General features: G+C 64.0%; 24 protein-coding genes. 9 read left to right on the top strand and 15 right to left on the bottom strand.

The genetic code is table 11. The annotated features are described in order from the left end of the window. The first annotated feature begins 14 nt into the window (after positions 1–14). A complete protein-coding gene (glsA, locus tag JQ631_RS06210; RefSeq protein WP_212324834.1) occupies positions 15–1862 on the top strand; it encodes a glutaminase A in 1848 nt (615 codons plus the stop codon). Positions 1863–2007: 145 nt separating this feature from the next. Here glsA and JQ631_RS06205 read toward each other — a convergent pair whose 3' ends face one another. Further along, complete coding sequence (locus JQ631_RS06205; RefSeq protein ID WP_212324833.1) at positions 2008–2310, bottom strand: nucleoside triphosphate pyrophosphohydrolase family protein; 303 nt, start codon at positions 2308–2310, stop codon at positions 2008–2010. Positions 2311–2336: 26 nt separating this feature from the next. Then, positions 2337–2864, bottom strand: a complete 528-nt coding sequence (locus JQ631_RS06200; RefSeq protein ID WP_212324832.1) for a carboxymuconolactone decarboxylase family protein — start codon at positions 2862–2864, stop codon at positions 2337–2339. On the opposite strand from JQ631_RS06200, the gene JQ631_RS06195 reads away from it, so the two are divergent. Then, positions 2863–3033: a hypothetical protein gene (locus tag JQ631_RS06195; protein WP_212324830.1), complete on the top strand. Its 171-nt coding sequence runs from the start codon at positions 2863–2865 to the stop codon at positions 3031–3033. The two genes, JQ631_RS06200 and JQ631_RS06195, sit on opposite strands and share 2 nt — an antisense overlap. 315 nt (positions 3034–3348) lie before the next feature. Here the strand turns inward: JQ631_RS06195 and JQ631_RS06190 are convergent, their stop codons facing one another. The 12 genes from JQ631_RS06190 to JQ631_RS06135 all read right to left on the bottom strand — a co-directional run bounded on the left by JQ631_RS06190 (position 3349) and on the right by JQ631_RS06135 (position 14911). Beyond that, positions 3349–3708 (bottom strand): Zn-ribbon domain-containing OB-fold protein, encoded by a 360-nt coding sequence (locus tag JQ631_RS06190; protein ID WP_212324828.1) that lies wholly within the window; start codon positions 3706–3708, stop codon positions 3349–3351. Next, positions 3705–4841: a thiolase family protein gene (locus JQ631_RS06185; RefSeq protein WP_212324826.1), complete on the bottom strand. Its 1137-nt coding sequence runs from the start codon at positions 4839–4841 to the stop codon at positions 3705–3707. The genes JQ631_RS06190 and JQ631_RS06185 overlap by 4 nt, the downstream gene beginning before the upstream one ends. A 152-nt stretch (positions 4842–4993) precedes the next feature. Next, positions 4994–6193 (bottom strand): CaiB/BaiF CoA transferase family protein, encoded by a 1200-nt coding sequence (locus tag JQ631_RS06180; RefSeq protein ID WP_212324825.1) that lies wholly within the window; start codon positions 6191–6193, stop codon positions 4994–4996. Positions 6194–6311: 118 nt separating this feature from the next. Next, a complete protein-coding gene (locus JQ631_RS06175) occupies positions 6312–6515 on the bottom strand; it encodes a hypothetical protein (protein ID WP_212324824.1) in 204 nt (67 codons plus the stop codon). Positions 6516–6635: 120 nt separating this feature from the next. After that, positions 6636–7805, bottom strand: coding sequence for an acetyl-CoA acetyltransferase (locus JQ631_RS06170; RefSeq protein WP_212324823.1), 1170 nt, complete (start codon positions 7803–7805; stop codon positions 6636–6638). A gap of 60 nt (positions 7806–7865) precedes the next feature. Further along, entirely contained in the window at positions 7866–8516 is a 651-nt protein-coding gene (gene eda, locus JQ631_RS06165; protein ID WP_212324822.1) for a bifunctional 4-hydroxy-2-oxoglutarate aldolase/2-dehydro-3-deoxy-phosphogluconate aldolase, read from the bottom strand. A gap of 18 nt (positions 8517–8534) precedes the next feature. After that, positions 8535–9500, bottom strand: a complete 966-nt coding sequence (locus tag JQ631_RS06160; protein WP_212324821.1) for a sugar kinase — start codon at positions 9498–9500, stop codon at positions 8535–8537. Between the two features lie 30 nt (positions 9501–9530). Further along, on the bottom strand, positions 9531–10517 hold the full coding sequence (gene denD / locus JQ631_RS06155; RefSeq protein WP_212324820.1) for a D-erythronate dehydrogenase: 987 nt from the start codon (positions 10515–10517) through the stop codon (positions 9531–9533). A 74-nt stretch (positions 10518–10591) separates the two neighbouring features. Continuing rightward, the gene (locus JQ631_RS06150; protein WP_212324818.1) at positions 10592–11467 is read right to left on the bottom strand and encodes a carbohydrate ABC transporter permease; all 876 of its coding nucleotides are present in this window, start codon (positions 11465–11467) and stop codon (positions 10592–10594) included. A gap of 2 nt (positions 11468–11469) precedes the next feature. After that, entirely contained in the window at positions 11470–12417 is a 948-nt protein-coding gene (locus tag JQ631_RS06145; protein ID WP_212324816.1) for a carbohydrate ABC transporter permease, read from the bottom strand. A gap of 64 nt (positions 12418–12481) precedes the next feature. Continuing rightward, positions 12482–13795 carry an ABC transporter substrate-binding protein gene (locus tag JQ631_RS06140; RefSeq protein WP_212324814.1) on the bottom strand — a complete coding sequence of 438 codons (1314 nt, stop codon included), beginning with the start codon at positions 13793–13795 and terminating at the stop codon, positions 12482–12484. Between the two features lie 54 nt (positions 13796–13849). Beyond that, positions 13850–14911, bottom strand: coding sequence for an ABC transporter ATP-binding protein (locus JQ631_RS06135; protein ID WP_212324813.1), 1062 nt, complete (start codon positions 14909–14911; stop codon positions 13850–13852). A gap of 206 nt (positions 14912–15117) precedes the next feature. On the opposite strand from JQ631_RS06135, the gene gntR reads away from it, so the two are divergent. From gntR to JQ631_RS06110, 5 genes are all read left to right on the top strand, one after another. Beyond that, positions 15118–16215, top strand: coding sequence for an HTH-type transcriptional regulator GntR (gene gntR / locus JQ631_RS06130; RefSeq protein WP_212324812.1), 1098 nt, complete (start codon positions 15118–15120; stop codon positions 16213–16215). A gap of 127 nt (positions 16216–16342) precedes the next feature. Next, on the top strand, positions 16343–18172 hold the full coding sequence (locus JQ631_RS06125; RefSeq protein ID WP_212324811.1) for an IlvD/Edd family dehydratase: 1830 nt from the start codon (positions 16343–16345) through the stop codon (positions 18170–18172). Between the two features lie 133 nt (positions 18173–18305). Then, positions 18306–19037: an SDR family oxidoreductase gene (locus JQ631_RS06120; protein WP_212324810.1), complete on the top strand. Its 732-nt coding sequence runs from the start codon at positions 18306–18308 to the stop codon at positions 19035–19037. A 19-nt stretch (positions 19038–19056) separates the two neighbouring features. Further along, positions 19057–19803, top strand: a complete 747-nt coding sequence (locus JQ631_RS06115; protein ID WP_212324809.1) for an SDR family NAD(P)-dependent oxidoreductase — start codon at positions 19057–19059, stop codon at positions 19801–19803. Between the two features lie 7 nt (positions 19804–19810). Then, positions 19811–20203 carry a GFA family protein gene (locus JQ631_RS06110; RefSeq protein WP_212324808.1) on the top strand — a complete coding sequence of 131 codons (393 nt, stop codon included), beginning with the start codon at positions 19811–19813 and terminating at the stop codon, positions 20201–20203. 2 nt (positions 20204–20205) lie between these two features. Here the strand turns inward: JQ631_RS06110 and JQ631_RS06105 are convergent, their stop codons facing one another. Then, the gene (locus tag JQ631_RS06105; RefSeq protein ID WP_212324806.1) at positions 20206–21117 is read right to left on the bottom strand and encodes a DMT family transporter; all 912 of its coding nucleotides are present in this window, start codon (positions 21115–21117) and stop codon (positions 20206–20208) included. Between the two features lie 91 nt (positions 21118–21208). On the opposite strand from JQ631_RS06105, the gene JQ631_RS06100 reads away from it, so the two are divergent. Continuing rightward, entirely contained in the window at positions 21209–22075 is an 867-nt protein-coding gene (locus JQ631_RS06100; protein WP_212324804.1) for a LysR family transcriptional regulator, read from the top strand. 74 nt (positions 22076–22149) lie between these two features. Beyond that, complete coding sequence (locus JQ631_RS06095; RefSeq protein WP_212324801.1) at positions 22150–22830, top strand: site-2 protease family protein; 681 nt, start codon at positions 22150–22152, stop codon at positions 22828–22830. The last annotated feature ends 12 nt before the right edge of the window (positions 22831–22842 follow it).

Here is a 22842-nt window from a genome sequence, read left to right as displayed (position 1 = left end):
GCACAAGGGGAGCGATGAAACCGCTCTCGTCCACCGCCTCTGCCTGGGCCCGTTCAAAGCCGCCTTTGCTGCGGTTTCTCGACACGTGCCTCAACGAATTCTCCGCGGAGATATCAGGCGCGGTTGCGGATTATATTCCCGAGCTGGGCAAGGCTGACCCTGCCCATTTTGGCATCAGCCTCGCGACCCTGGACGGCCATGTCTACGAGGTCGGCGACTCCAGGGTCCCCTTCACTATCCAGTCGATGTCAAAGCCGTTCGTGTTCGCGCTGGCGCTGGATCTGCTCGGCGCCAGCAAGGTGGAGAGCGCGATCGGCGTCGAACCCTCCGGCGACCCCTTCAACTCGATCCGTCTCAATTCCGAAAACCATCCGTTCAATCCGATGGTCAATGCCGGCGCCATCGCCTGCACCGGACTGATCCATGCGAGCAAGGGGGTCGAGGCCTTCGAGCAGATCAGACTCGCGCTCAGCCGCTTCGCCGGACGCGACCTCGGCGTGGACGAGGCAGTCTACACCTCCGAGAGCCAGACCGGCGACCGCAACCGCGCCATCGGCTACCTGCTCAAGACCAATGCCGTGATCTCCGACAATGTTGCCGGCGTGCTCGACGTCTATTTCCGGCAATGCGCGGTGCTGGTCACCGCGCGCGACATCGCGATCATGGCGGCGACGGTCGCCAACCGCGGCGTCAATCCGGTGACCGGCGAGCAGGTGGTGACGCCCTACGCAATCTCTCGCGCGCTCTCTGTGATGACGTCGTCGGGCATGTACGACTATGCCGGCGAATGGATCTACCGGATCGGCATTCCCGCCAAGAGTGGCGTCGGCGGCGGCATTCTGGCCGCGCTGCCCGCCCGCCTCGGCCTCGGCAGCTATTCGCCAAAGCTCGACAAGCACGGCAACAGCGTACGCGGCATCAAGGTCTGCGAGGCGCTGTCTTCTCATTACGACCTGCACATGCTGAACCGCAGCGACGACGCCCGCAACGCCGTCATTGCCGACTATGACATCGGCAAGAGCCCGTCACGCCGCGTCCGTCGCCAGCAGGAACGCAATATCCTGGCCGCGCACGAGCAGGCCGTGCGCGTCATCGAACTGGTCGGCGTGCTGTCGTTGTCGGCCGTCGATTACGTGACGCGCCGGCTCGCAGGACAATCGCGGCCGCAAATCGTCGTGTTCGACCTGCATCGCGTCACCTCGACCACACGGGCGGGTGCGCGGCTGATCGCCGAAGCCTTCGAGGAACTCGCCGCGCTTGATGTGACCGTGGTGATCGCGGGCGTCCGTCGCGCCTCCAGGGAATGGGACACGCTGCGCGAGTGGACGGCTGAACTGAAGAACGTCCGCGACTTCTATCTGCTCGACACCGCGATCGAATGGGCCGAAGACCAGATCGTCTACCGCTATGGCGGGTCGATCGATTTTCACGAGACCACCGAGCTGCCGGAGCAGCCGCTCCTCGATGGCCTCAACGCCGAAGAGCTGGCGGATCTCGCCTCGATCTGCACGGTCAGGACCTATCAATCCGGCGCAAAGATCCTCACCGCAGGCGATCCCGCCGATGCCCTGTTCTTCCTGCGCAGCGGCGCGGTGCATGTCACCCTGCCCGATGGCGTGCGGCTCGCGACGCTCACCGCCGGAATGGCTTTCGGCGAAATGGCGCTGATCGAGGCCTTGCGCTCCGCGGACGTGTTCGCGGACATGGCGGCGACCGCGTTCGAGGCCCCCCTGAAGGATTTCGAGCGCTTTCGCATGCAGCATCCGCACGCGAGCGAGCGGATCATGCGCAATCTGGCGCAGCTTCTGGCGGATCGCCTGATCGTGGCCAACACCAAGGTCGATATTTTGACGTCGACGTAGCGGCCTCATTCACAAGAACCCCACCATGCCCGGGCTTGTCCCGGGCATCCACATTCTCCGTGCTGCGTGGCAAGACGTGGATGGCCGGGACAAGCCCGGCCATGACGGTGCGGAAATTGTCGGTGCTCCGAACGCGCCTCTTGCCCTATCGGCTCGCCGCTTCGCTGATCCGCCGCTTGATCTTGGCGGCGCTGGCCTTCAGCAACTCGGATGGCTGCTGGCCGGTGGCGGCGCACAGGCAGGCCCAGTAGTAGATGACATCGCCGAGTTCTTCGACGAGACCCGCTTTATCGAGCCAGTCGTCGCGCAGGAGCTTCTTGATGTGCTCGGCGACCTCGCCGGATTCACCTGCAAGACCTAGCCCGAGATAGGCGAGGCGCTCGTTCGAAGGATCCTCATCGACTTTCGCAGCATTTGCGGCCCAGGCCGCATATTCATCGATCGTCATGACATTCCTCGCAAGCCAGACCTGGATCAGCCCACCACTTCAGTGACGGGCTGGAGATCAATCTCGAAGGTCTCCAAAAACTTTGACGTCATGATATAGAAGCCGACCGACAGCTGGAGCTCGATCAGGGCGGCCGGCGTCAGTTTTGCGGCGATCGCCTTGAAGGTCGCATCCGTCGGCTTCTTCAGCTTGACGATCTCGTCGGTGAAAGCGAGCGCGGCGCGCTGTGTCTCGTCGAAACAGTCGGCAGCCTGCCAGTTCTCGAGCGCCGCGTTCTGCGTATCGGTGACACCGACATTCTTGCCGATGCGCTTGTGCGCGATGATCTCGTAGGGCGCCTCGCACAGAATGCCGGTGCGCGTGATCGCGAGCTCGCGCACGACAGGATCGAGCTCGCCCTTGTGCCTGATGGCGCCGCCGAGGCGGCAGTACTGCTCAAAATAACTCGGCGAATGCGACATCATGCGGAAGATGTTGGCATTGCGGTTCTTGTCGAGGATCTCGCGGGTACGGTCGGACGCCTTGGACGGATCGCTGTAGTCGATACGGGCCATGATTTTCCTTGAGTTTTTCCTGAAGCTTTTGCCGCTTATTGTCGTTACCGGAATAAGTTCCCAAAAACTCTATTCTTGCGGGGACGCAGGAGCAACATCATCGAGTCAAAATGCCGCCGCATTGCTGATCGACCTTGGTACAGTCGATATTCGCCGCGTGGGGACTTAATCGCGGCGAATACTCGAAGTGGGGTGTTCCGAGTAATAAGAATTGGCCGTCGGGTGCGCAGTGCGCGCAACGATGAGTCACGCCCAAGTCTAGGGAGAATACGGCATGAAGGAAGCCACCAAGGGGGCGGCCTCGGAAGCGCTCGCGCATATGCTGGCGGTGATGGCAATGCTCGTCATCGCCAGCATCCTGTTTTACGGACGTTGAGTTAGAGTTTTACAGTTTTCGTCATTCCGGGGTGGCCCTCGCACAGGCCAGGCCCAGAATACCCGTTCCAGGCTCGGTCATTTGACCGCCCCCGAATGACGGATCCCTCTACCGCTTCTTCACAAAGAACGGGACCAGCTTGCCGGCAAACGGCCTGAAGCCCGCAGTCACCTCGTCGCCGATGGTCAAGTCATTCTCGCCATGGGCCATCATGCGAAATCCCTCGGCGCAATCGACCAGCAGGATGTTGTAGGGCACATGCGCGCGCGTCTCGGGCGTTGCGGCGCGGCAGACCAGCGAGGTCGCGTAGACCCTGCCCTGACCGCCGGCGCGCGCCTCCCGCGGGTCCGACGCGCCGCAGGCGACGCAAAAGGCACGGTGGAAATACTGCACATGGCCGCATGAGCGACAGGTCTGGTAGGTGATGGCCTGCTCGCCCTTTGTCCAGTCCGCCAAGCGCTCGCTCATCGCACCTGCTCCAGAAACATGCTGACATGGGACGACAGCACGCCGCCATCGCCGTGAAGCAACGCAATCGAGGCGTCGCGCACCTGGCGATTCGCCGCCCGCCCCGTCATCTGCAAATGTGCCTCGACCAGATGCGCCATGGCGCCGCCGACGCCGCAATGGCCGTAGCTGAGCAGGCCGCCATGGGTGTTGAGCGGCATCGCGCCGTCGCGGTTGAAATGTCCGGCGCGAACGCGGGCAGCCGCCTCGCCGCGGCCGGCAAGGCCGAGGTCTTCCAGCAGCATCGCGAGCGTGATGGTAAAGCTGTCGTAGATCGCGGCGTAGCGCACGTCGGAGATCGCAAGCCCCGTGGCCTCCTTGGCGCGGGCGATCGAAATCTCGGCACCGAGCTCGCTCAACGCCGGCGCAGCCGTGACATGCTGATGGGTATGCGCCTGGGCGCAGCCGCGAATGCGCACGCCGGCCGCTCCCGTCCGCTCGCGGCTAATGACGAAGGCCGCGCCGCCGTCGGAGACCGGACAACAGTCGAGCAGCTTTAACGGCATCGCCACCGGCTTCGAAGCCATGACATCAGCGACCGTGATTGGGTCGTGGAATTGCGCGCCCGGATGGGTGCAGGCATGCGCGCGCATCAGCACCGCGAATTCGGCGAGGTCCTGTTCGGTCACGCCGTATTCGTGCATGTAACGTGTAGCGACAAGTCCATAATAGGCAGGAATAGTCGGGCCGAGCGGCACTTCGTAATCGGGATGCCCAACCTGCGCCAGCGCCTGGATCGAAGCGTCGCGGCTCTGCCCTGTCAGGCGGTTCTCGCCGGCGACGACGAGCACGTTGCGGCAGACGCCTGCCTCGACGAGATGATGCGCGAGCATCGTCATCGCGAGCCCCGTGGCGCCGCCAACCTGCACAGCGTGGGCGTAGGACGGACGGATGCCAAAATGCTCGGCGAATACGGTCGCCAGCATGATGTGCGGCGAGACGGTGGAATAGCCGCACAGGATGCCGTCGATTTCGGCACGCTTGAGCCCGGCATCGTCAAGCGCGGCTTGCGCCGCCCTGCTCATCAGGTCGAGCGAGGATAAGCCTTCGTGCTTGCCATAGGACGTGAGGCCGGCGCCGGTGATGAAGCTCATCTCGCTATCTCTCCGCTGTCATTCCGGGGCGGCCCGAAGCGCCGCGCCCTGAATCCATCGCGCGGCATGTGCGGAGGATGAATGGATTCCGGGCTCGCGACTTCGTCGCGCACCGGAATGACGGATGAGAGGTTCTGGTCATCTTTACCTCCCTACTCCGGCGCCGAGCGCGTAACGCCGTCGCGGACCATCGCGGCGATCTCGTCTCGGGAGTAGCCGATCTCGCGCAAAATCTCCGCACCGTGCTCGTTGAGCCGCGGTGCCAAACGCACCGGCTCAGCCTCGGTCTCCGACCACGTCGCCGTCACCTTCATGCTGCGGATCTGACCCTCGGTCGGATGGTTCACGACCGGGAAGAAGCCGGTCGCTTCCAGATGCTCGTCGTGCAGGATCGATGCGAGATCGTGCATCGGCATCACAGGCACGTCGGCCTTGGTCAGCAGCTCGATCCACTCGGCCGTGTTGCGCGTCTCGAAAATGCGGGCGAGCTCGGCATAGACGACGTCGATATTGGCGGCACGGCCGGCGAAGGTCGCGAATTTGGGATCGGCGCGCAGGTCGTCACGCCCCGTCGCCTTGAAGAAATTCTCCCACTGCTTGTCGTTGTAGACGATGACGCTGAGATAGCCGTCCGAAGTCTTGTACGGCCTGCGGTCGCGCGAGAGGTGGCGGGCATAGCCGCCCTTGTCGAGCGGCGGCTCGTAGGTGAGCCCGCCCATGTGGTCGCCCATGACGAAGCCCGCCATGGTCTCGAACATCGGGATGTCGACGCGCTGGCCGCGGCCGGTGCCGTCGCGGTGCACGAGGCTGGCACAGATCGCTCCGACGGCGGTGAGGCCGACGATGCGGTCGACCAGCGCGTTCGGCACGTAGCGGGGCACGCCGTCGCCGGTCTGCGCCATCAGCGCGGGGAGCGCCGTGGCGCCCTGGATCAGATCGTCATAAGCGGGCTTTGCCGCATAAGGCCCATCCTGACCAAAACCGAACACGCCGGCATAGACCAGGCGCGGATTGAGCTCCGAGACGACATCGTAGCCGAGCTGAAGCCGCGCCATCGCCTGCGGGCGGACGTTGTAGACGAGCACGTCGGCGTCCTTCAGCAGCCGCAGCACGGCCTCGCGCCCCGCGGGCTTCTTGAGGTCAAGGCAGATCGAGCGCTTGCTGCGGTTGGTGTTGAGGAACACCGGGCCCATCCCCGCATGGCGCGTCGGGCCGATCAGGCGGGTGACGTCGCCGTCGAGCGATTCCACCTTGATCACGTCGGCACCGTAATCGCCAAGCATCTGGGTCGCATAGGGCCCCATCAGCACGGTGGTCATGTCGACGACCTTGATGCCCTTCAGCGGCCCCATCCGTTCGCTCCCGATTGCGCGGGCTCTCGAAGCGGCCCCGCGATTACGGTCCAGCTAAGGGCAGTGACGCCGCGCGCGCAAGGGCGGCCGGCGTATGGCTGCATGCGCGCGACGGCTGCTATTTCTTCTGACGGGATTCGCGGATCTTCATGAGACGGTCGAGCTCGTCGTTCTGCTGGTTGATGCGGTCGGCAATCCGCGACTCGCTCTGCTCACCGGATGCGGCTGCAGCCTGCTCGATCAGCTGGCGGATATTGTCCTCGAGAATCGCAATGCGATCGTTGAGTTGGTCCGTCGAGAGATAGTCGTAGTCGTTGCTCATGATGTCGTCCTAGCAATCAGGAGCCGTAGGGTGGGCCAAGCGAACCAGGCCAACCATGATCTAACGCAAGGAAAAAAGGGTGGGCACGGCGCAAGCGCGCCTTTGCCCACCCGACGAGGCCTACTTCAGTGGCTCGAGCACCGATACGTAATTCGCCACGGCCGCGCCGCCCATGTTGAAGATGCCGCCGAGCTTGGCGTTCTTGAGCTGCATGCCCTCGGGGGCCTGGCCTGCGAGCTGCATCGCAGTCATCACATGCATCGAGACGCCGGTGGCGCCGATCGGATGGCCCTTGGACTTCAGACCGCCGGACGGATTGACCGGGAGCTTGCCGTCCTTGAGCGTCCAGCCTTCCTTGATGGCGCGGGCGCCCTGCCCTCTCGGTGTCAGGCCCATCGCTTCGTACTCGATCAGCTCGGCAACCGTGAAGCAGTCATGGGTCTCGACGAACGAGAGGTCGTTGAGCGTCACGCCCGCCTTCTCCAGCGCTTGCTGCCAGGCAATCGTGCAGCCCTCGAACTGGAGGATGTCGCGCTTGGACATCGGCAGGAAGTCCTGCGCATGCGCGGTGGCGCGGAAGCCGATCGACTTGCCCATGCCCTTGGCGGTCTCGGCATCGGCCAGCACCAGCGCCGCGGCGCCGTCGGAAACCAGCGAGCAATCGGTGCGCTTCAGGGGGCCCGCGACGTAAGGGTTCTTCTCGCTCTCGGCGCGGCAGAACTCGAAGCCGAAATCCTTGCGCATCTGGGCGAAGGGATTGGCGACGCCGTTCTTGTGGTTCTTGGCGGCGATCAGCGCCAGCGCGTCGGACTGGTCGCCGTATTTCTGGAAATAGGAGCTTGCGATCTTGCCGAACACGCCGGCGAAGCCACCGACGGTGTCACCGTCCTCAGGCAGGTACGAGGCCTTGAGCAGGTTCTTGCCGATCTCCGGTCCCGGCGTGCGGGTCATCTGCTCGACGCCGACGACCAGCACGATCTTGGCTGCGCCTGCGGCGATGGCGCGCAGGCCCTGATGGACCGCGGCGGAGCCTGTGGCGCAGGCGTTCTCGACCCGGGTCGCGGGCTTGAAGCGCAGCTTCGGGTCGGCCTGGAGCACCAGCGAGGCGGTAAAATCCTGCGCCGAGAAGCCGGCGTTGAAATGGCCGAGCACGATCTCGTCGACGTCGGAGGCCGAAATGCCGGCATCGGCCATCGCCTCATTGGCGACGCGGGTGACGAGGCTTTCGACGGTTTCGGTGTCGAACTTGCCGAACGGCGTATGCGCCCATCCGACGATGCTGGCGGTCATGGTCTTTTCTCCCTGGCGGTCTCTTGCAGACCTAAGTCTTAGCGCAGGGATGGCAAGACTTCACGCAGGTTTAAGCGCCCGGAGGGTGCGCTGGCAGATGGCAGTTATGCCGGCCCAGTTCCCGGCCTTGATCTCGGCCGTCGGGCACAGCCAGGAACCACCGACCGCGACCACATTGGGCTCGGCAAGCCAAGTCGCTGCATTGGCTTCGCCCACGCCCCCGGTCGGGCAAAACCGCACGTTCGGGAACGGTCCGCGAAGCGAGCGCAGGCCGCTGATGCCGCCGGCCTGCTCGGCCGGGAAGAACTTTGCGACGTCAAAGCCGTAGGACAGCGCCATCATCAGTTCCGACGCCGTCGCGATGCCGGGCGCAAACGGCAAGGAGCTGTGCGAGGCGACCTTGAGCAGATCGGGGGTCAGGCCCGGGCTGATGCCAAACGCGACGCCAAGCTTCTCGACACGGGTGAAATCGACCGGATTGAGAATCGTGCCGATGCCGACGACTGCTTCGGGGACCTCGGCCATCATCGCCCTCGCGGCCTCGATCGCGACGGGGGTGCGCATGGTCACCTCCAGCGTGCGGACGCCGCCGGCAACCAGCGCACGCGCCAGCGGCACCGCATCCTGGATACGCTCGATGGTGAGGACGGGAATGACGGTCGCGGCCTTGAACAGCGCGACGAGATGGTTCTGCTGGGCGGTCGTGGGCATCTTGTGGATCTTTTCGTGTTACTTGGTCGCTTGACGCGTGGTCGCCGGCCGGTGCCGCTTCTTGGGCGGCATGGCATAGCCCGGAATGATGGCGCCGGGATAGCAGATCACGAGGCTCGCGAGGCGATGCCCGGCCTGGGCGGCCTCGATCGGATCGGAACCGCCGAGCCGGGCCGCGATATAGGCGGCAGCGAAGCTATCGCCGGCCGCGGTGGTATCAACGACCGGCTTCGTCATGGGTTCGGCTCGGACCTCATAGGTAACCCCAGGGAAGCGCAGCATGCTGACAGGCTCGGCAAGGCGGAAAACCAGCTCGGGCGTCGGGATGCGCGCCATCAACTGCTCACGGCTGTCACCGGGATAGAGCGCAAGCAGATCCTCGGTCGAGGTCAGGACTATGTCGGCTGCAGCAAACGCCGTGGCAAACACCTCGCGCGCGAGATCGCGGTCCGGCCAGCCGCGGGCGCGAAAATTTGTGTCGAACACGAAGCGGGTGCCGAGCAGGCGAGCGCGCTTGATCGCCGCGAACAGGCGATCACGCCCGGCCGCGTCGTAGATCGAGAGCGTGATCGCGGAGAGATAGACGATGTCGTAGCTGAGGAGCGAGTTGAGCAGCTCGTCGGTCTCCGGCAGGCTCATCAGCTGGCGCGCCGCCGCGCTGTCGCGCCAGTGGAAGAACTGGCGCTCGCCATTGGCGTCCAGCTGGATCATGTAAAGGCCGGGCAGCTTGCCCGGCAAGCGCACGACGCGCCGCGTGCCGACGCCCTCGGCGTTCCAGGCCGCGATCATCTCCTCGCTCATGCCGTCGTCGCCGAGCGCGGTGAGATAGTCGACCTTGACCTCGAGCCGCGCCAGGTACACCGCCGTGTTGAGGGTGTCACCACCGAAGCCCCGCGAGAACAGGCCGCCGCCCTGCCCGGCGGACCCGCCTTGAGCCTGCCGGAGCTCGACCATGCATTCACCGATGCAAGCAACGCTCGCCATCGTCATATCCAGACTGTTCATCGCCAACGATCAGGCGACGAAATTGCCGCCGAGCTCGTCTTCGATGTGAATGCGGATAATGTCGTCGAAGGATTTTTCTTCGGTCGTGAAGCCGAGCTCGCGCGCCCGCTTCGCCTCGAAATTGCGCGGCCAGCCGCCGACGATGCCGACAATGAACGGATCGAGCTCATGCTTGATGCGCGCGGCGACCTTGTCGCCGGCGACGCGCTTCAATGCAGCGATCTGCTCGCCGACCGTTGCCGAGAAGCCCGGCATGGTCAGGTTGCGGCGCGGACCGACCTTGGCGAGGTCCATGGTGCCGGCATGGAGCAGGAAGCCGACGGCGGAGCGCGGCGTGGCGTGCCAGTGGCGAACGTCCTCGGAGACCGGCAGGACCGCTTCCTTGCCGGCCAGCGGCTCGCGCAGGATGTTGGAGAAGAAGCCCGATGCCGCCTTGTTGGGCAGGCCGGGCCGGATGCAGATGGTCGGCAGGCGGATGCCGATGCCGTCGAGGAAGCCGCGGCGCGAATAATCCGCGAGCAGCAGCTCGCCGATCGCCTTCTGGGTGCCGTAGCTGAGCAGCGGGGTATGGAAGAACTCGTCGCCGATCGCATCCGGGAACGGCGCGCCGAACACGGCGATCGAGGATGTGAACACCACACGGGGCTTGTAGCCGCCGCCGACCAGCCTGACGGCGTCGAGCAGCATCCGCGTGCCGTCGAGATTGATGCGGTAACCCTTGTCGAAATCGAGCTCGGCTTCGCCGGAGACGATCGCGGCGAGATGGAAGATCACGTCGGGGCGGCCGGCAATCAGCTTTTCCGCGGCGCCCGGGACGGCGAAATCGCCCGAGACGGTCTCGACGGGAAAGCCTGCCTTTTCCGGCTTCCTGGGCTCGACCACGTCATGCATGGTCAGTTTGGTGATGTCGCTCTTGCCGAGCCGGCCGTCGCGCAACAGCCGTTCACACAATTTGCGGCCGACCATGCCGGCAGCGCCCAGAACCAGAATGTGCAAGAGCCTACTCCTTCTTATTGGCCGGAACGCGCCGCTCTTGAAGGGTCTGGCGCGTCCTCAGGCAGGCCCCGCGATCATTCCTTCACGGCGCCGGTCATCGCCGACACATAGTACTCTACGAAGAAGGAATAAAGGATAACTACGGGGACCGAGCCGGTCAGGGCCGCCGCCATCAGGGCGCCCCAATGGTAGACGTCGCCATTGACGAGTTCGGTGATGGCGCCGACCGGAATGGTCTTGTTCTCCGAGGAGGAGATGAAGGTCAGCGCGTAGATGAACTCGTTCCAGGACAAGGTGAAGGCGAAGATACCCGCCGAGATCACACCCGGTAGCGACAGCGGCAGCGTGATCTTGGTCAGGATCTGCAGCCGCGTCGCCCCGTCGATCAGCGCGCATTCCTCCAGCTCGTAGGGGATGGTGCGGAAATAGCCCATCAACAGCCAGGTGCAGAACGGGATCAGGAAGGTCGGATAGGTCAGGATCAGCGCCAGATTGCCGTCGAACAGGCCGAGCTGGAAGACGATCGCGGCCAGCGGAATGAACAGGATGGACGGCGGGACGAGATAGCCGAGGAAGATCGCCAGGCCCACATAGCGCGAACCCTTGTAGCGCAAACGCTCGATCGCGTAGGCCGCGCAGACGCTCGCGAACAGCGAGATGAAGGTCGAGGACACCGAGACGACCACGGTGTTCCACATCCATTGCGGATAGTCGGTCTCAAGGAACAGCTTATGGATATGCTCGAGCGTCGGATGCGCGATCAGGAACGGATTGTACTTCTCGTAATCGTACATCTCCGCATCGGGTTTGAACGTCGTCACCGCCATCCAGTAGAACGGAAACAGCAGGAAGACCACGATCAGGCCGAGCGGGAGGTAGACGCGCAGGAACTTCTTCGGGAAGCTCTCCAGATAGTCCATTCCGACGCTTTGGTCGTCTACGGTCGTCATGGTCAGTCCCTCCCGCCCTGCTGCCAGCGTGAGCGCTGAAGTCCAAAGAAGCTCAGCAGAATTGCCGCGACCAGGAACGGGATCATCGCGTTCGAGATCGCCGCACCTTCGCCGAGATTGCCGCCGGTGATGGCGCGCTGGAACGACAGCGTCGCCATCAGATGCGTGGCGTTGATCGGTCCGCCGCGCGTGATGGTGTAGATCAGCTGGAAGTCGGTGAACGTCATCAGCACCGAGAACGTCATCACGACAGCGATGATCGGCGACAGCATCGGCAGCGTGATATGGCGGAAGCGCTGCATGTTGGTGGCACCGTCGAGATTGGCGGCCTCGTAGAGCGAGGGCGAGATGGTCTGCAATCCCGCCAGCAGCGTGATGGCGACGAACGGCACGCCGCGCCAGATATTGGCGAGCACGACCGACCAGCGCGCATTCCAGGGATCGCCGAGGAAATCGATGTAGTGGGTCAACAGGCCCGCTTTGATCAGCACCCAGGAGATGATCGAGAACTGGCTGTCATAGATCCACCAGAAGGCGATCGCGGACAGCACGGTCGGCACCACGAAGGGCAACAGCACGATGGCGCGGAGCATCGACTTGAACGGCAGCCGTTCGTTGAGCAGCAGCGCCAGGTAAAGTCCGATCGCGAATTTCACGATGCTCGCGAACACGGTGTAGAAAATGGTGTTGAACACCGACAGCCAGAACACGCTGTCCTTGGACAGCGAGACGAAGTTCTGGAAGCCGATGTAACGGCCGACGCCGCCGATCTTGGTGTCGGTCATCCCGAGCCAGAAGCCCAGCGCCAGCGGGTAAGCCAGAAACAGGATCAGGATGGCGATCGCCGGCACCATGAACATGGCGCCGAGAAAATTTCGGCTTTCGAACGCCCTGCTCCACAAGCTGCTGCGCTTCACCTGCGCAGCGACGGGCTCGGCCATAACCGCCATGTCGGAATCTCCTCGACGAAATGACAGCGGCGTCCGGCGAACCGGACGCCGCCGCGATAGCGCATCAGACCTGATAGTAGCGCTTGGCGCGCTCGGCGGCACGCTTCGCAGCTTCCTGCGGCGTGGCCTGACCGGAGGCGGCTTCGGCGAACATGTCGACCACGACGAAGTCGCCCATGACGGCAGCCGAGGCGTAGCCGAGATCACCGGCATAGCCGTTGTCGCGGCAGCGCTTCAGACAGTCGCGATACGGCGTGATCTTGGGATCGGAGGTCCACACCGGGTTGTCGTTGTAGGCCGGGAGCGGCGGCGAGACGTAGCCGTTGGAGGCAACCTCCCACGCGTCGTAGTTCTCCTTGTCCATCATGAACTTGATGTATTCCTTGACCGCCTTCGGATACTTCGAGTGCTTGTAGCCGTAGTAGACCAGGACGTTCTGCTGCTCGGTCGGCACGCCCACGGGGCCGATCGGCATCGGCGCGTGGTTCATGTCCTTGGCGATCTCCTGCTGCTTGGGATCAGGGGAGTTCTTGCCGACGGTCCAGATCGAGATGCCGTTCAGGGTCAGGCTGAGTTCGCCGTTGAGGAACGCCTTGTTGTTGTTCGAGTCGTTCCACGACAGCACGCCCGGAATGAACGTCGCGTAGAGCTGCTTGACGTATTCGAGTGCCGCAATCGTCTCCGGCGCATCGAGCACGACTTCGTTCTTGTCGTTGACGACCTTGCCGCCGAACGCCCACAGCGCCCACTGGCACCAGCCGTTGGCATCGCCCGTGGCATGGCCGAGCGCGAAGCCGGCCGGGGTGTTGTTCTTCTTCAGGGCCTGGCAGAGCTTCAGGAAGCCCGCGGTGTCCTTCGGGAATTCCTCGAAGCCCGCCGCCTTCACGTGGCTGATGCGGTAGTTGAGGCAGCCGCCGGTCGCGCCCTGCGGAATGGCAATCCAGTTGTTTCCCTTCTTGCCGTAGCGCTCGGCAACCGGATACCAGCCGCCATACTGCTTGCCGAGATAGTCGGCGACGTCGGTCACGTCGATCAGCTTCTCGGGGAATTTGAAGGGATCGTCGAGTGTGCCGACGATGAGATCCGGGCCGGCGCCGACATTGGCCGCGACCGCCGCCTTGGGACGGATGTCTTCCCAGCTCTCGGCCTCGAGCTTCACCTTGATGCCGGTCTTTTCCGAGAATTTCTTGGTCTGCTCGGCGAACTTATCGAACTCCGCCTGGATGAACTGCTTCCAGCGCAGCACGCGGATGGAGGCATTCGGCTCCGGCGTGTTGGTCCACTCCGCAGCCCGGACGGGGACGATCCCCGGGCCGGCCAGCAAGGCTGCGCCGCCCAGGCCGGCTTTAAGCACACTTCGCCTGTCGAAATCGCTCATCGTTCTCTCCCTGAATTTTATTTGTAATTGGTCGTTTTACGTCACGTCACGCAACTAGATGCGCTTACCCGTCGCCTCGTCGAACAGATGCACCAACGCGGGGTCGGGTTTCAGCTTCACCTTGTCGCCCGGATTGAACTGGTGACGCTCGCGGAAGACCGCGACGACCTGCTCGCCGCCGACCTTCGCGAACACCTGGGTCTCCGAGCCGGTCGGCTCGACCACCAGGATCTCGGCATCGGCGCCGTCATCGGCGATGGTGAAGTGCTCCGGCCGCACACCGTAGACGACGGGCTTGCCGTCTGAGCCCGCGGGCGCGTTCCTGAGCGGGAGCTTGACGCCATTCGGGCCTTCGAAGGTCGCAACGCCGTTCACGCGGACATGGCCCTTGAGAAAGTTCATGGCGGGCGAGCCGATGAAGCCCGCGACGAACTGATTGTCGGGCTTGTCATAGAGCTCGAGCGGCGTGCCCATCTGCTCGACGATGCCGTCATGCATCACGACGATCTTGTCGGCCATGGTCATGGCCTCGATCTGGTCGTGGGTGACGTAGACGGTGGTGGTCTTGAGCCGCTGGTGCAGCTCCTTGATCTCGGTGCGCATGGCGACGCGCAGCTTGGCGTCGAGGTTCGACAACGGCTCGTCGAACAGGAACACCTGGGGATCGCGCACGATGGCGCGGCCCATGGCGACACGCTGGCGCTGGCCGCCGGAGAGCTGACGCGGATAGCGCTCGAGCAGCGGCGTCAGCGCAAGGATCTCGGCGGCGCGCTTGACGCGCTTGCTGATCTCGTCGGAGCTCGCGTTCCTGAGCTTCAGCGAGAAGCCCATGTTCTCGCCGACCGTCATGTGCGGATAGAGCGCGTAGTTCTGGAATACCATCGCAATGTCCCGCTCCTTGGGCTGGACATTGTTGACGACGCGGTCGCCGATCGAGATCGTGCCCGATGTGATGTTCTCGAGACCTGCGAGCATGCGCAAAAGCGTCGACTTGCCGCAGCCGGAGGGGCCAACCAGGACGACGAACTGGCCGTCCTCGATCGGGATCGACACGCCGTGCAGGACTTCAAAATTGCCGAACGATTTCCGCACGTCGCGGATTTGCACAGACGACATCTAGCTCCCTCCTCAGACCCGACGACGCAACCATGGCGCCGCCACCGTCTTGTTTTTTCTGAACTTCACCGACCCCGAAGCCCCTCGTAACAGGCAACATTGTCGGCAGTTTGTGCAGGTTTGGCAATTTGGTCTTTGGTTAGTCGTTGCTGGTAGCGCTGTCAACGTTCCTTTGTTTGCGGGAGTGACTGTGTTAAGAGCAACAAATGGGTCGAAAGCGCACCAAGTCGGGCAAGATTCGGTTGGCGGAAGTCGCTGAGCTCGCCGGCGTGAGCCCTATTACCGCGTCCCGATTCTTCCGTAATCCCGAGGCGCTGTCGGTCGCCAAGCGGACGCGGGTCGAAAGCGCGGCCCGGGAGCTCGGCTATGTGCCCAACCTTGCGGCACGCGCCCTCGCCTCGCAGCGCACCGAGGTGATCGGTGTCTTGATTCCGTCATTGACCAACAACGTGTTCTCCGACGTTCTGCGCGGCATCTACGACGCCTCCGAAGGCAGCCGTTACTCGATCCAGTTGTCCAACACACGCTACAGTATTCTCCAGGAGGAGAAACTGCTGCGGTTGTTTCTGGCGCAGAAGCCGGCGGGACTGATCGTCACAGGCATCGACCAGACCGCGGAATCGCGCGCGATGCTGGAGGCGGCCGATTGCCCGATCGTGCAGATCATGGAGATCGGGCCCAACCCGATCGACATGATGATCGGCTTTTCCCATTATGACGCTGCGCGCGCGGCAATTGGCCACTTGTTCGCGCAGGGCCGCCGCAGGATCGGCTTCGTCGGCGCCCGCATGGACCCGCGGGTGCAACGCCGGCTCGACGGCTATGTCGCCGCCATGAAGGACGCCGGACTCTACGATCCAAGACTGGTCGTGACCACGGCGACGCCGACTTCGGTGACCTTAGGCGGCGCGCTGTTCGCCGATCTGCTCGGGCGCGAGCCAGACCTCGACGCGGTATTCTGCGCCAATGACGACCTTGCCCTCGGCGTTCTCTTCGAATGCCGGCGGCGGGAGATCGCGGTCCCTGATCAGATCGCGATCGTCGGCTTCAACGACCTCGAATTCATGGCTTCGTCGGTGCCAACGCTGACGAGCGTGCGAACCAACCGTTATGAAATGGGCAGCGCTGCTGCCGCGATGCTGGTCGAGGCGATCGAAGGCAAGCGTCCCGAAGAGCCCGTGTTGGATCTCGGCTTTACCGTGATCGAGCGGCAGAGTTCGCAGACACAACGGCTGACGGGGAGCTCTCGCGCACCGGAATGGGTGCCAGCCGTACAAAATGATAGCGTTACCAACGACCCATGAGTAGTATCACAATCGTGAGGAAACGTTCGCCAGCAGGCGGGCCGTCGTTACATGCTCGCGCTGCCGGGCATCGCACCGATCGACATCCCGGACGTCGAACCGTGCGTTTGCATTGAAGGAGAATCCAATGACAAAAAAGCCAACCAATGGGCATGCGCCCGCCGGTAACGGCACCCGCCGCCACCTTCGCTCGCAGGACTGGTTCAACAATCCGCATAATCCGGGCATGACCGCGCTCTATCTGGAGCGCTACCTGAACTACGGCCTCACCCGCGCCGAGCTGCAGTCCGGCAAACCCATCATCGGCATCGCCCAGACCGGCAACGACCTCTCTCCCTGCAACCGCCATCATATCGAGCTGGCCCACCGCGTCCGCGAAGGCATCCGCGAGGCCGGCGGCATTGCGATGGAATTCCCGACCCACCCGATCCAGGAGACCGGCAAGCGTCCGACCGCGGCGCTCGACCGCAATCTCGCCTATCTCGGGCTCGTCGAGGTCCTCTACGGCTATCCGCTTGACGGCGTGGTGCTGACCACCGGCTGCGACAAGACCACGCCCGCCTTGATGATGGCGGCGGCGACCGTGAATCTGCCGGCGATCGTGCTGTCGGGCGGCCCGATGCTCAATGGCTGGCACAATGGCGAGCGCACCGGCTCCGGCACCATCGTCTGGAAGTCGCGCGAGCGGCTCGCCGCCGGCGAGATCGACTATGAAGAGTTCATGGAGATCGTGGCGTCGTCGGCGCCCTCGGTTGGCCATTGCAACACCATGGGCACGGCCTCGACCATGAACGGACTTGCCGAAGCGCTGGGCTTCTCGCTACCGGGCTGCTCGGCGATCCCCGCCCCCTACCGTGAACGCGGCCAGATCGCCTATGAGACGGGAAAACGCGCCGTCGAGATGGTCTGGGAAGATCTGAAGCCCTCGGACATCCTGACCCGCAAGGCGTTCGAGAACTGCATCGTGATCAACTCGGCGATCGGAGGCTCGACCAACGCGCCGATCCACATCAACGCGCTCGCCCGCCACATCGGCGTGGAGCTCACGATCGAGGACTGGCAGAAATTCGGCCATGACGTGCCGCTGCTCGTCAACATGCAGCCGGCCGGCTTCTATCTCGGCGAAGAATTCCACCGCGCCGGCGGCGTGCCGGCCGTGGTGCGCGAGCTGATGAAGCACAAGCGCATCCATGAGGACGCGGTCACCGTCAACGGCCGCGGCATCGGCGAGAACTGCAAGACCGCGCCCGCGCCCGACAACGACGTGATCTGGGCTTACGACAAGCCGCTGGTGAAGGACGCCGGATTCCTGGTGCTGAAGGGCAATCTGTTCGATTCCGCGATCATGAAGACCAGCGTGATCTCCAAGGAATTCCGTGACCGCTATCTCAACAACCCGAAGGACCTCAACGCCTTCGAAGGCCGGGCCATCGTGTTCGAGGGCCCCGAGGATTATCATGAGCGGATCGACGACGCTTCGCTCGGCATTGACGAGCACTGCGTGCTGTTCATTCGCGGCACCGGCCCGATCGGTTATCCCGGCGGCGCCGAGGTCGTGAACATGCAGCCGCCGGCGGCGCTGATCAAACGCGGCATCCTGTCCCTGCCCTGCATCGGTGACGGCCGCCAGTCCGGCACCTCGGGCTCGCCGTCGATCCTCAACGCCTCTCCGGAAGCCGCCGCCAATGGCGGGCTTGCGATCCTCAAGACCGGCGACAAGGTGCGCATCGACCTCAACAAGGGCAGCGCCAACATCCTGATCTCGGACGATGAGGTGAAGAAGCGGCACGCCGATCTCAAGGCCGCCGGCGGCTTCAAGCACCCGCCGAACCAGACGCCGTGGCAGGAGATCTATCGCAACACCGTCGGTCACCACGCGACCGGCGCCTGCATGGAGCTCGCCACGCGCTACCAGAACGTCGCGTCCGCATTTGGTGTGCCGCGGGATAATCACTGACGCCTGCCATTCCGGGGCGCGACGACGTCGCGAGCCCGGAATCCATTCATCCAAACACGTCGCTGCACAATGGATTCCGGGCTCGCGCCAAGAGGCGCGCCCCGGAATGACCAATTCAAAGGGAGAACAGAAAATGGCAGACCGCCTCAAGGGCAAGCGCGCCGTCATCACGGCTGCAGCGGCAGGCATCGGGCGCGCATGCGCCCTCGCATTCGCGCGTGAAGGCGCGACCGTCATCGCGACCGACATCAACGAGGCCGGCATCGCTGATCTGACCAAGAAGGGCATCGCCGAGGTCGCAAAGCTCGACGTCCGCAACACCGCCGACGTCAACGCCTTCGCCAAGCGCATCGGCAAGATCGACATCCTGCTCAACGCAGCCGGCTTTGTGCACCACGGCACCATCCTGGAGTGCTCGGAAGAGGATTTCGATTTCTCGTTCGACCTCAACGTCAAGTCGATGCACCGGACCATCAGGGCGTTCCTGCCCGATATGCTCGCAGGCGGCGGCGGCAGCATCGTCAACATCTCGTCCTGCGCGGCGCTGCGGCCGCCGGCCAACCGTTACGTCTACAGCTCGTCGAAGGCTGCGGTATCGCTGCTGACCCGTGCCGTCGCGCTCGACTTCATCACCAAGGGCATCCGCTGCAACTCGATCTGCCCCGGCACCGTAGAGACTCCCTCGATGCTCGACCGCGCCGCCGCGCAAGGGCCGCAGGGCAAGGAGATGTTCATCTCCCGCCAGAAGATGGGCCGGCTCGGCACCGCCGACGAGATCGCCAACATGGCGATCTATCTCGGCAGCGACGAGAGCGCCTTCACCACCGGCGTCGACCTCGTCGTCGACGGCGGCTACATGCTCTGACACCCACGGGGATCATCTCATGAACAAGATCGATCTCAACAGCCGCGTGGCAGTCGTCACCGGGGGCGCGCAGGGCTTTGGCCGCGCCATCACCGAGCGCTACGTCGCTTCCGGCGCCAAGGTCGCGATCTGGGACTTTGACTCGGCGCTCGCCGAGAAGACCGCCAGGGAAATCGGTGACAGCGTCCGCGTCTTCAAGGTCGACGTCACCGACACCGCGGGCGTCGAGCAGGCCCGTGATGCGACGCTCGCTGCCTTCGGCAGGATCGACATCCTCGTCAACAATGCCGGCATCGCCGGCATCAACAAGCCGGTCTGGGAGACTGATCTGGAGGAATGGCGCAAGGTGCTGCGCATCAACCTCGACGGTCCCTTCATCGTCTGCAAGGCCATCGTGCCCACGATGCTCAAGCAGAAATACGGGCGCATCGTGAACATCGCCTCGATCGCCGGCAAGGAAGGCAATCCGAACGCGTCGCACTACTCGGCGTCCAAGGCCGGCCTGATCGCGCTGACGAAGTCGCTCGGCAAGGAGCTCGCCGCACATGACATTCTCGTCAATGCGGTCACACCGGCCGCGGCCAAGACCGCGATCTTCGACCAGATGACACAGCAGCATATCGATTTCATGCTGTCGAAAATCCCCAAGGCACGCTTTGTATTGGTGGAAGAACTCGCCGCGATGGCGGCGTGGCTTGCATCCGAAGACTGTGCCTTCTCGACCGGCGCCGTTTTCGACATCTCCGGCGGACGCGCAACCTACTGAGACAGCCATGACCCGAGAAGGTGGATGCCTGTGCGGCGCAGTGCGGTTCAAAGCGGAAGGCGAGCCGCTGAACGTGCGCATCTGCCATTGCCGCATGTGCCAGAAGGCGATGGGCTCGCCCTACTTCGTGCGCGCCCAGTTCGACCAAAAGGCGCTGACGGTCGAGGGTGACACCGGCCGCTACGCCTCGTCCGAAAACATCGACCGCGTGTTCTGCAAAACCTGCGGCACCCGTTTGTTCTCCTGGCGACGCAACGGCACACTCGCGGGCGTGGCGCTCGCAACCTTCGACGACCGCAACGCCTTCACGCCGACCGAGCACATCTGGGTCTCGGAAAAGCTTGCCTGGCTCAAGCTCGACGATGGCCTGAAGCAATATCAGGGGACCATCCCGGCCTGACGTCAGGCCTGGCCTGACGCAGGCGCATTCGCCACCTGAGCACCCCGGCCCGTCGTGGTCGCCAGCCAGATCCCGGCGAACACCGCGACGATGCCGGCCGCAAGATTCCAGCGCAGCGGCTCGTTCAGCAGCCAGGCGCCGACCAGCGATGCCGTGATCGGGTTGACCGTCACCGAGATCGCCACGCGCGTCGGCGTGGTCCGTTCCAGCGCAAAGGCCCAGAGATAGAAGGTCAGCGCCGCGCCGAAGGCGCCGAGGTAGAGCGCCGCGAGCCATTGCGGCGCGCCGAAATTTGCGACCGGCCCGAAGCTGCCTCGGACGCTTGAGAGCATGATGAGACAGAGCGCGCCCGCGACCATGCTCATGGTCGTAAACGCGATGGGACTGGAGCGCCGGATCAGCGCTTTCGACCAGATGCCATAGAGGGCCATGCACAGCGCCGCCGCCATCATCAGGAGATCGCCGCGCCAGGCGCCAGAGGGTGCCGCCGCCAGGTCCGAGAGCAGCGCGACGGCAACGCCAGAGGTCGCAATCACGACACCGATCGATTTGCGCCAGGTCAGCGCCTCGGCGCCGAGCGCAGCGCCGATGACCAGCGACAACAGCGGCAGTGTGGACAGCGCAAGCGCGCCGCGCGCGGCGGTGGTGAAGATCAGCGATGCGTTGAACAGGATCGGAAACAGCGCAAAGAACAGGACGCCGAGCCCGATGGCCGCGGCCCAGTCGCCTCGCCCCGGCCAGCGGTCGCCACGCAACAAGGTCAGCGGCAGCAGCAGAAGAAAGCCGATACCGAACCGGAACGAGCCAATCGCCAGCGGATCGATGCTCGCCACGAGATAGCGCGTCGCGCCGATCGAGGTGCCGCCCAGCGCACTCGACAGCACCGCAGCCAGAACGCCAAAAATCTCGCCCACAATTCCTCCCGTCGAACGCGTTGATCGAAAGCATACGGGGCGTGCCGAAACTGGGAATGGAATTTCCGTCATGCTGGGATAAATTCTGGTCATGACCGCGCCGGATCTCGATCCTGATCTGCTCAAGGCCTTTCTCGCCGTCGCCGAGCATCGCTCGTTCACGCGCGCGGCCCATCAGCTCAACCGGACCCAGTCAGCGGTGAGCGTGCAGGTCAGGCGCCTCGAACAGCGCCTCGGCACAAAACTGTTTCAGCGCAATCGGACCGGCGTCGCGCTGACCTCCGCGGGCGACGAATTGCGTGCCTACGCGCAGCGCATCCTTGCCCTCCATGCAGAAGCGGTTGGCGCGCTTCGTGCGCGCAGGCCGGAAGCCGTCATCCGCCTCGGCGTGATGGACGATTATGGCACGATCGTCGTGCCGCCCCTGCTGGCGCGCTTCACCAAGGAGCATCCGACGGTGCGGGTCGAGATCGAGACCGGGCTGACGGCGACCATGCCGGCCCGGCTCGGCGAGGCCTATGACCTCGTCATCGCCATGCATCCGGAAGGACGCGGCGATGGCGAGCTGTTGCGGCGCGAGCAGGCAGTGTGGGCGGCCGCCGTCCACTGTCGCGCCACAGAGGAAGATACCCTGCAGGTCGCGCTCTACCCGCCTGGCTGCCTGTTTCGCCAGTGGGCCGCAGACGCGCTCGATCGCGCTGGACGGCGGTGGCGGCTCAGCTTTGTCAGTCGGACGCTCGCGGCCGTGGAATCGATCGCCGCGGAAGGTCTAGCGGTCACCGTGGTCAAGGCCGGCATTTTGCCGCCCCGCCTTCGTCCTCTCGGCTCGTGCGAGGGCCTGCCGCCGCTGCCGATGGCGGACATTCGCCTTCACCGTGCGCGCGATCTGTCGCGCCCGGCGGCGCTGCTCGCGGATCATTTGCAGCGTGGCATTTCGGAACCGGCCACCCTATGTTGAGCTGAAGCGTTGCTGCACCGCCGGTTTGGCCGGGTCGTCTGCAAGGCGACAGGCAAAACGGGGCGAGATGCGACGTGAACGTTTCCTACTATGACCTCTCGGTGTGGGTGCTGCCGCTGGTGCTGGCCATCACCCTCCACGAGGCTGCGCACGGTTTCGTCGCGCACCGGCTCGGCGACAACACCGCCTGGCAACTCGGCCGCGTCAGCTTCAACCCGCTCCGCCATATCGACCCGTTCGGCACCCTGATCCTGCCGGCGATGCTGCTGTTTGCGCATTCGCCGTTCCTCTTCGGTTACGCCAAGCCGGTGCCGGTGAACTTTCGGAATCTCAAGCACCCGAAGCTGGACATGGTCTGGGTGGCGCTGGCCGGTCCCATCACCAACATCCTGCTTGCGCTCGCAGCCGGCCTCGCCCTGCACGCCTTGCCCTGGGCACCCGCCGGTTCGGCACAATGGATCTTTGACAATCTCAAGAACGCGCTGCTGATCAACGCCGTGCTGGCGGTCTTCAACATGATGCCGATCCCGCCGCTCGACGGTGGGCGGGTCGCAGTCGGGCTGTTGCCGCGGCCGCTCGCCCTGCCACTGGCGAGACTTGAGCCGTTCGGCATGATGATCCTGATTGCGCTTCTGATTTTGCTGCCGTTGGCGGGTTCCCAGTTCGGTCTAAATCTTGATGTTATTTCAGCGATACTGCGAACGTTGACCGGTTATGTGATTCAAGCTGTTCTCCTGGCTACCGGCAATGCGTAGTTGAAGTCGTAC

The organism is Bradyrhizobium manausense (assembly GCF_018131105.1).
Lineage (GTDB): Bacteria > Pseudomonadota > Alphaproteobacteria > Rhizobiales > Xanthobacteraceae > Bradyrhizobium > Bradyrhizobium manausense_B.
Note: the sequence above shows the minus strand (reverse complement) of the source record. Positions and strands in the feature narration are given on the sequence as shown.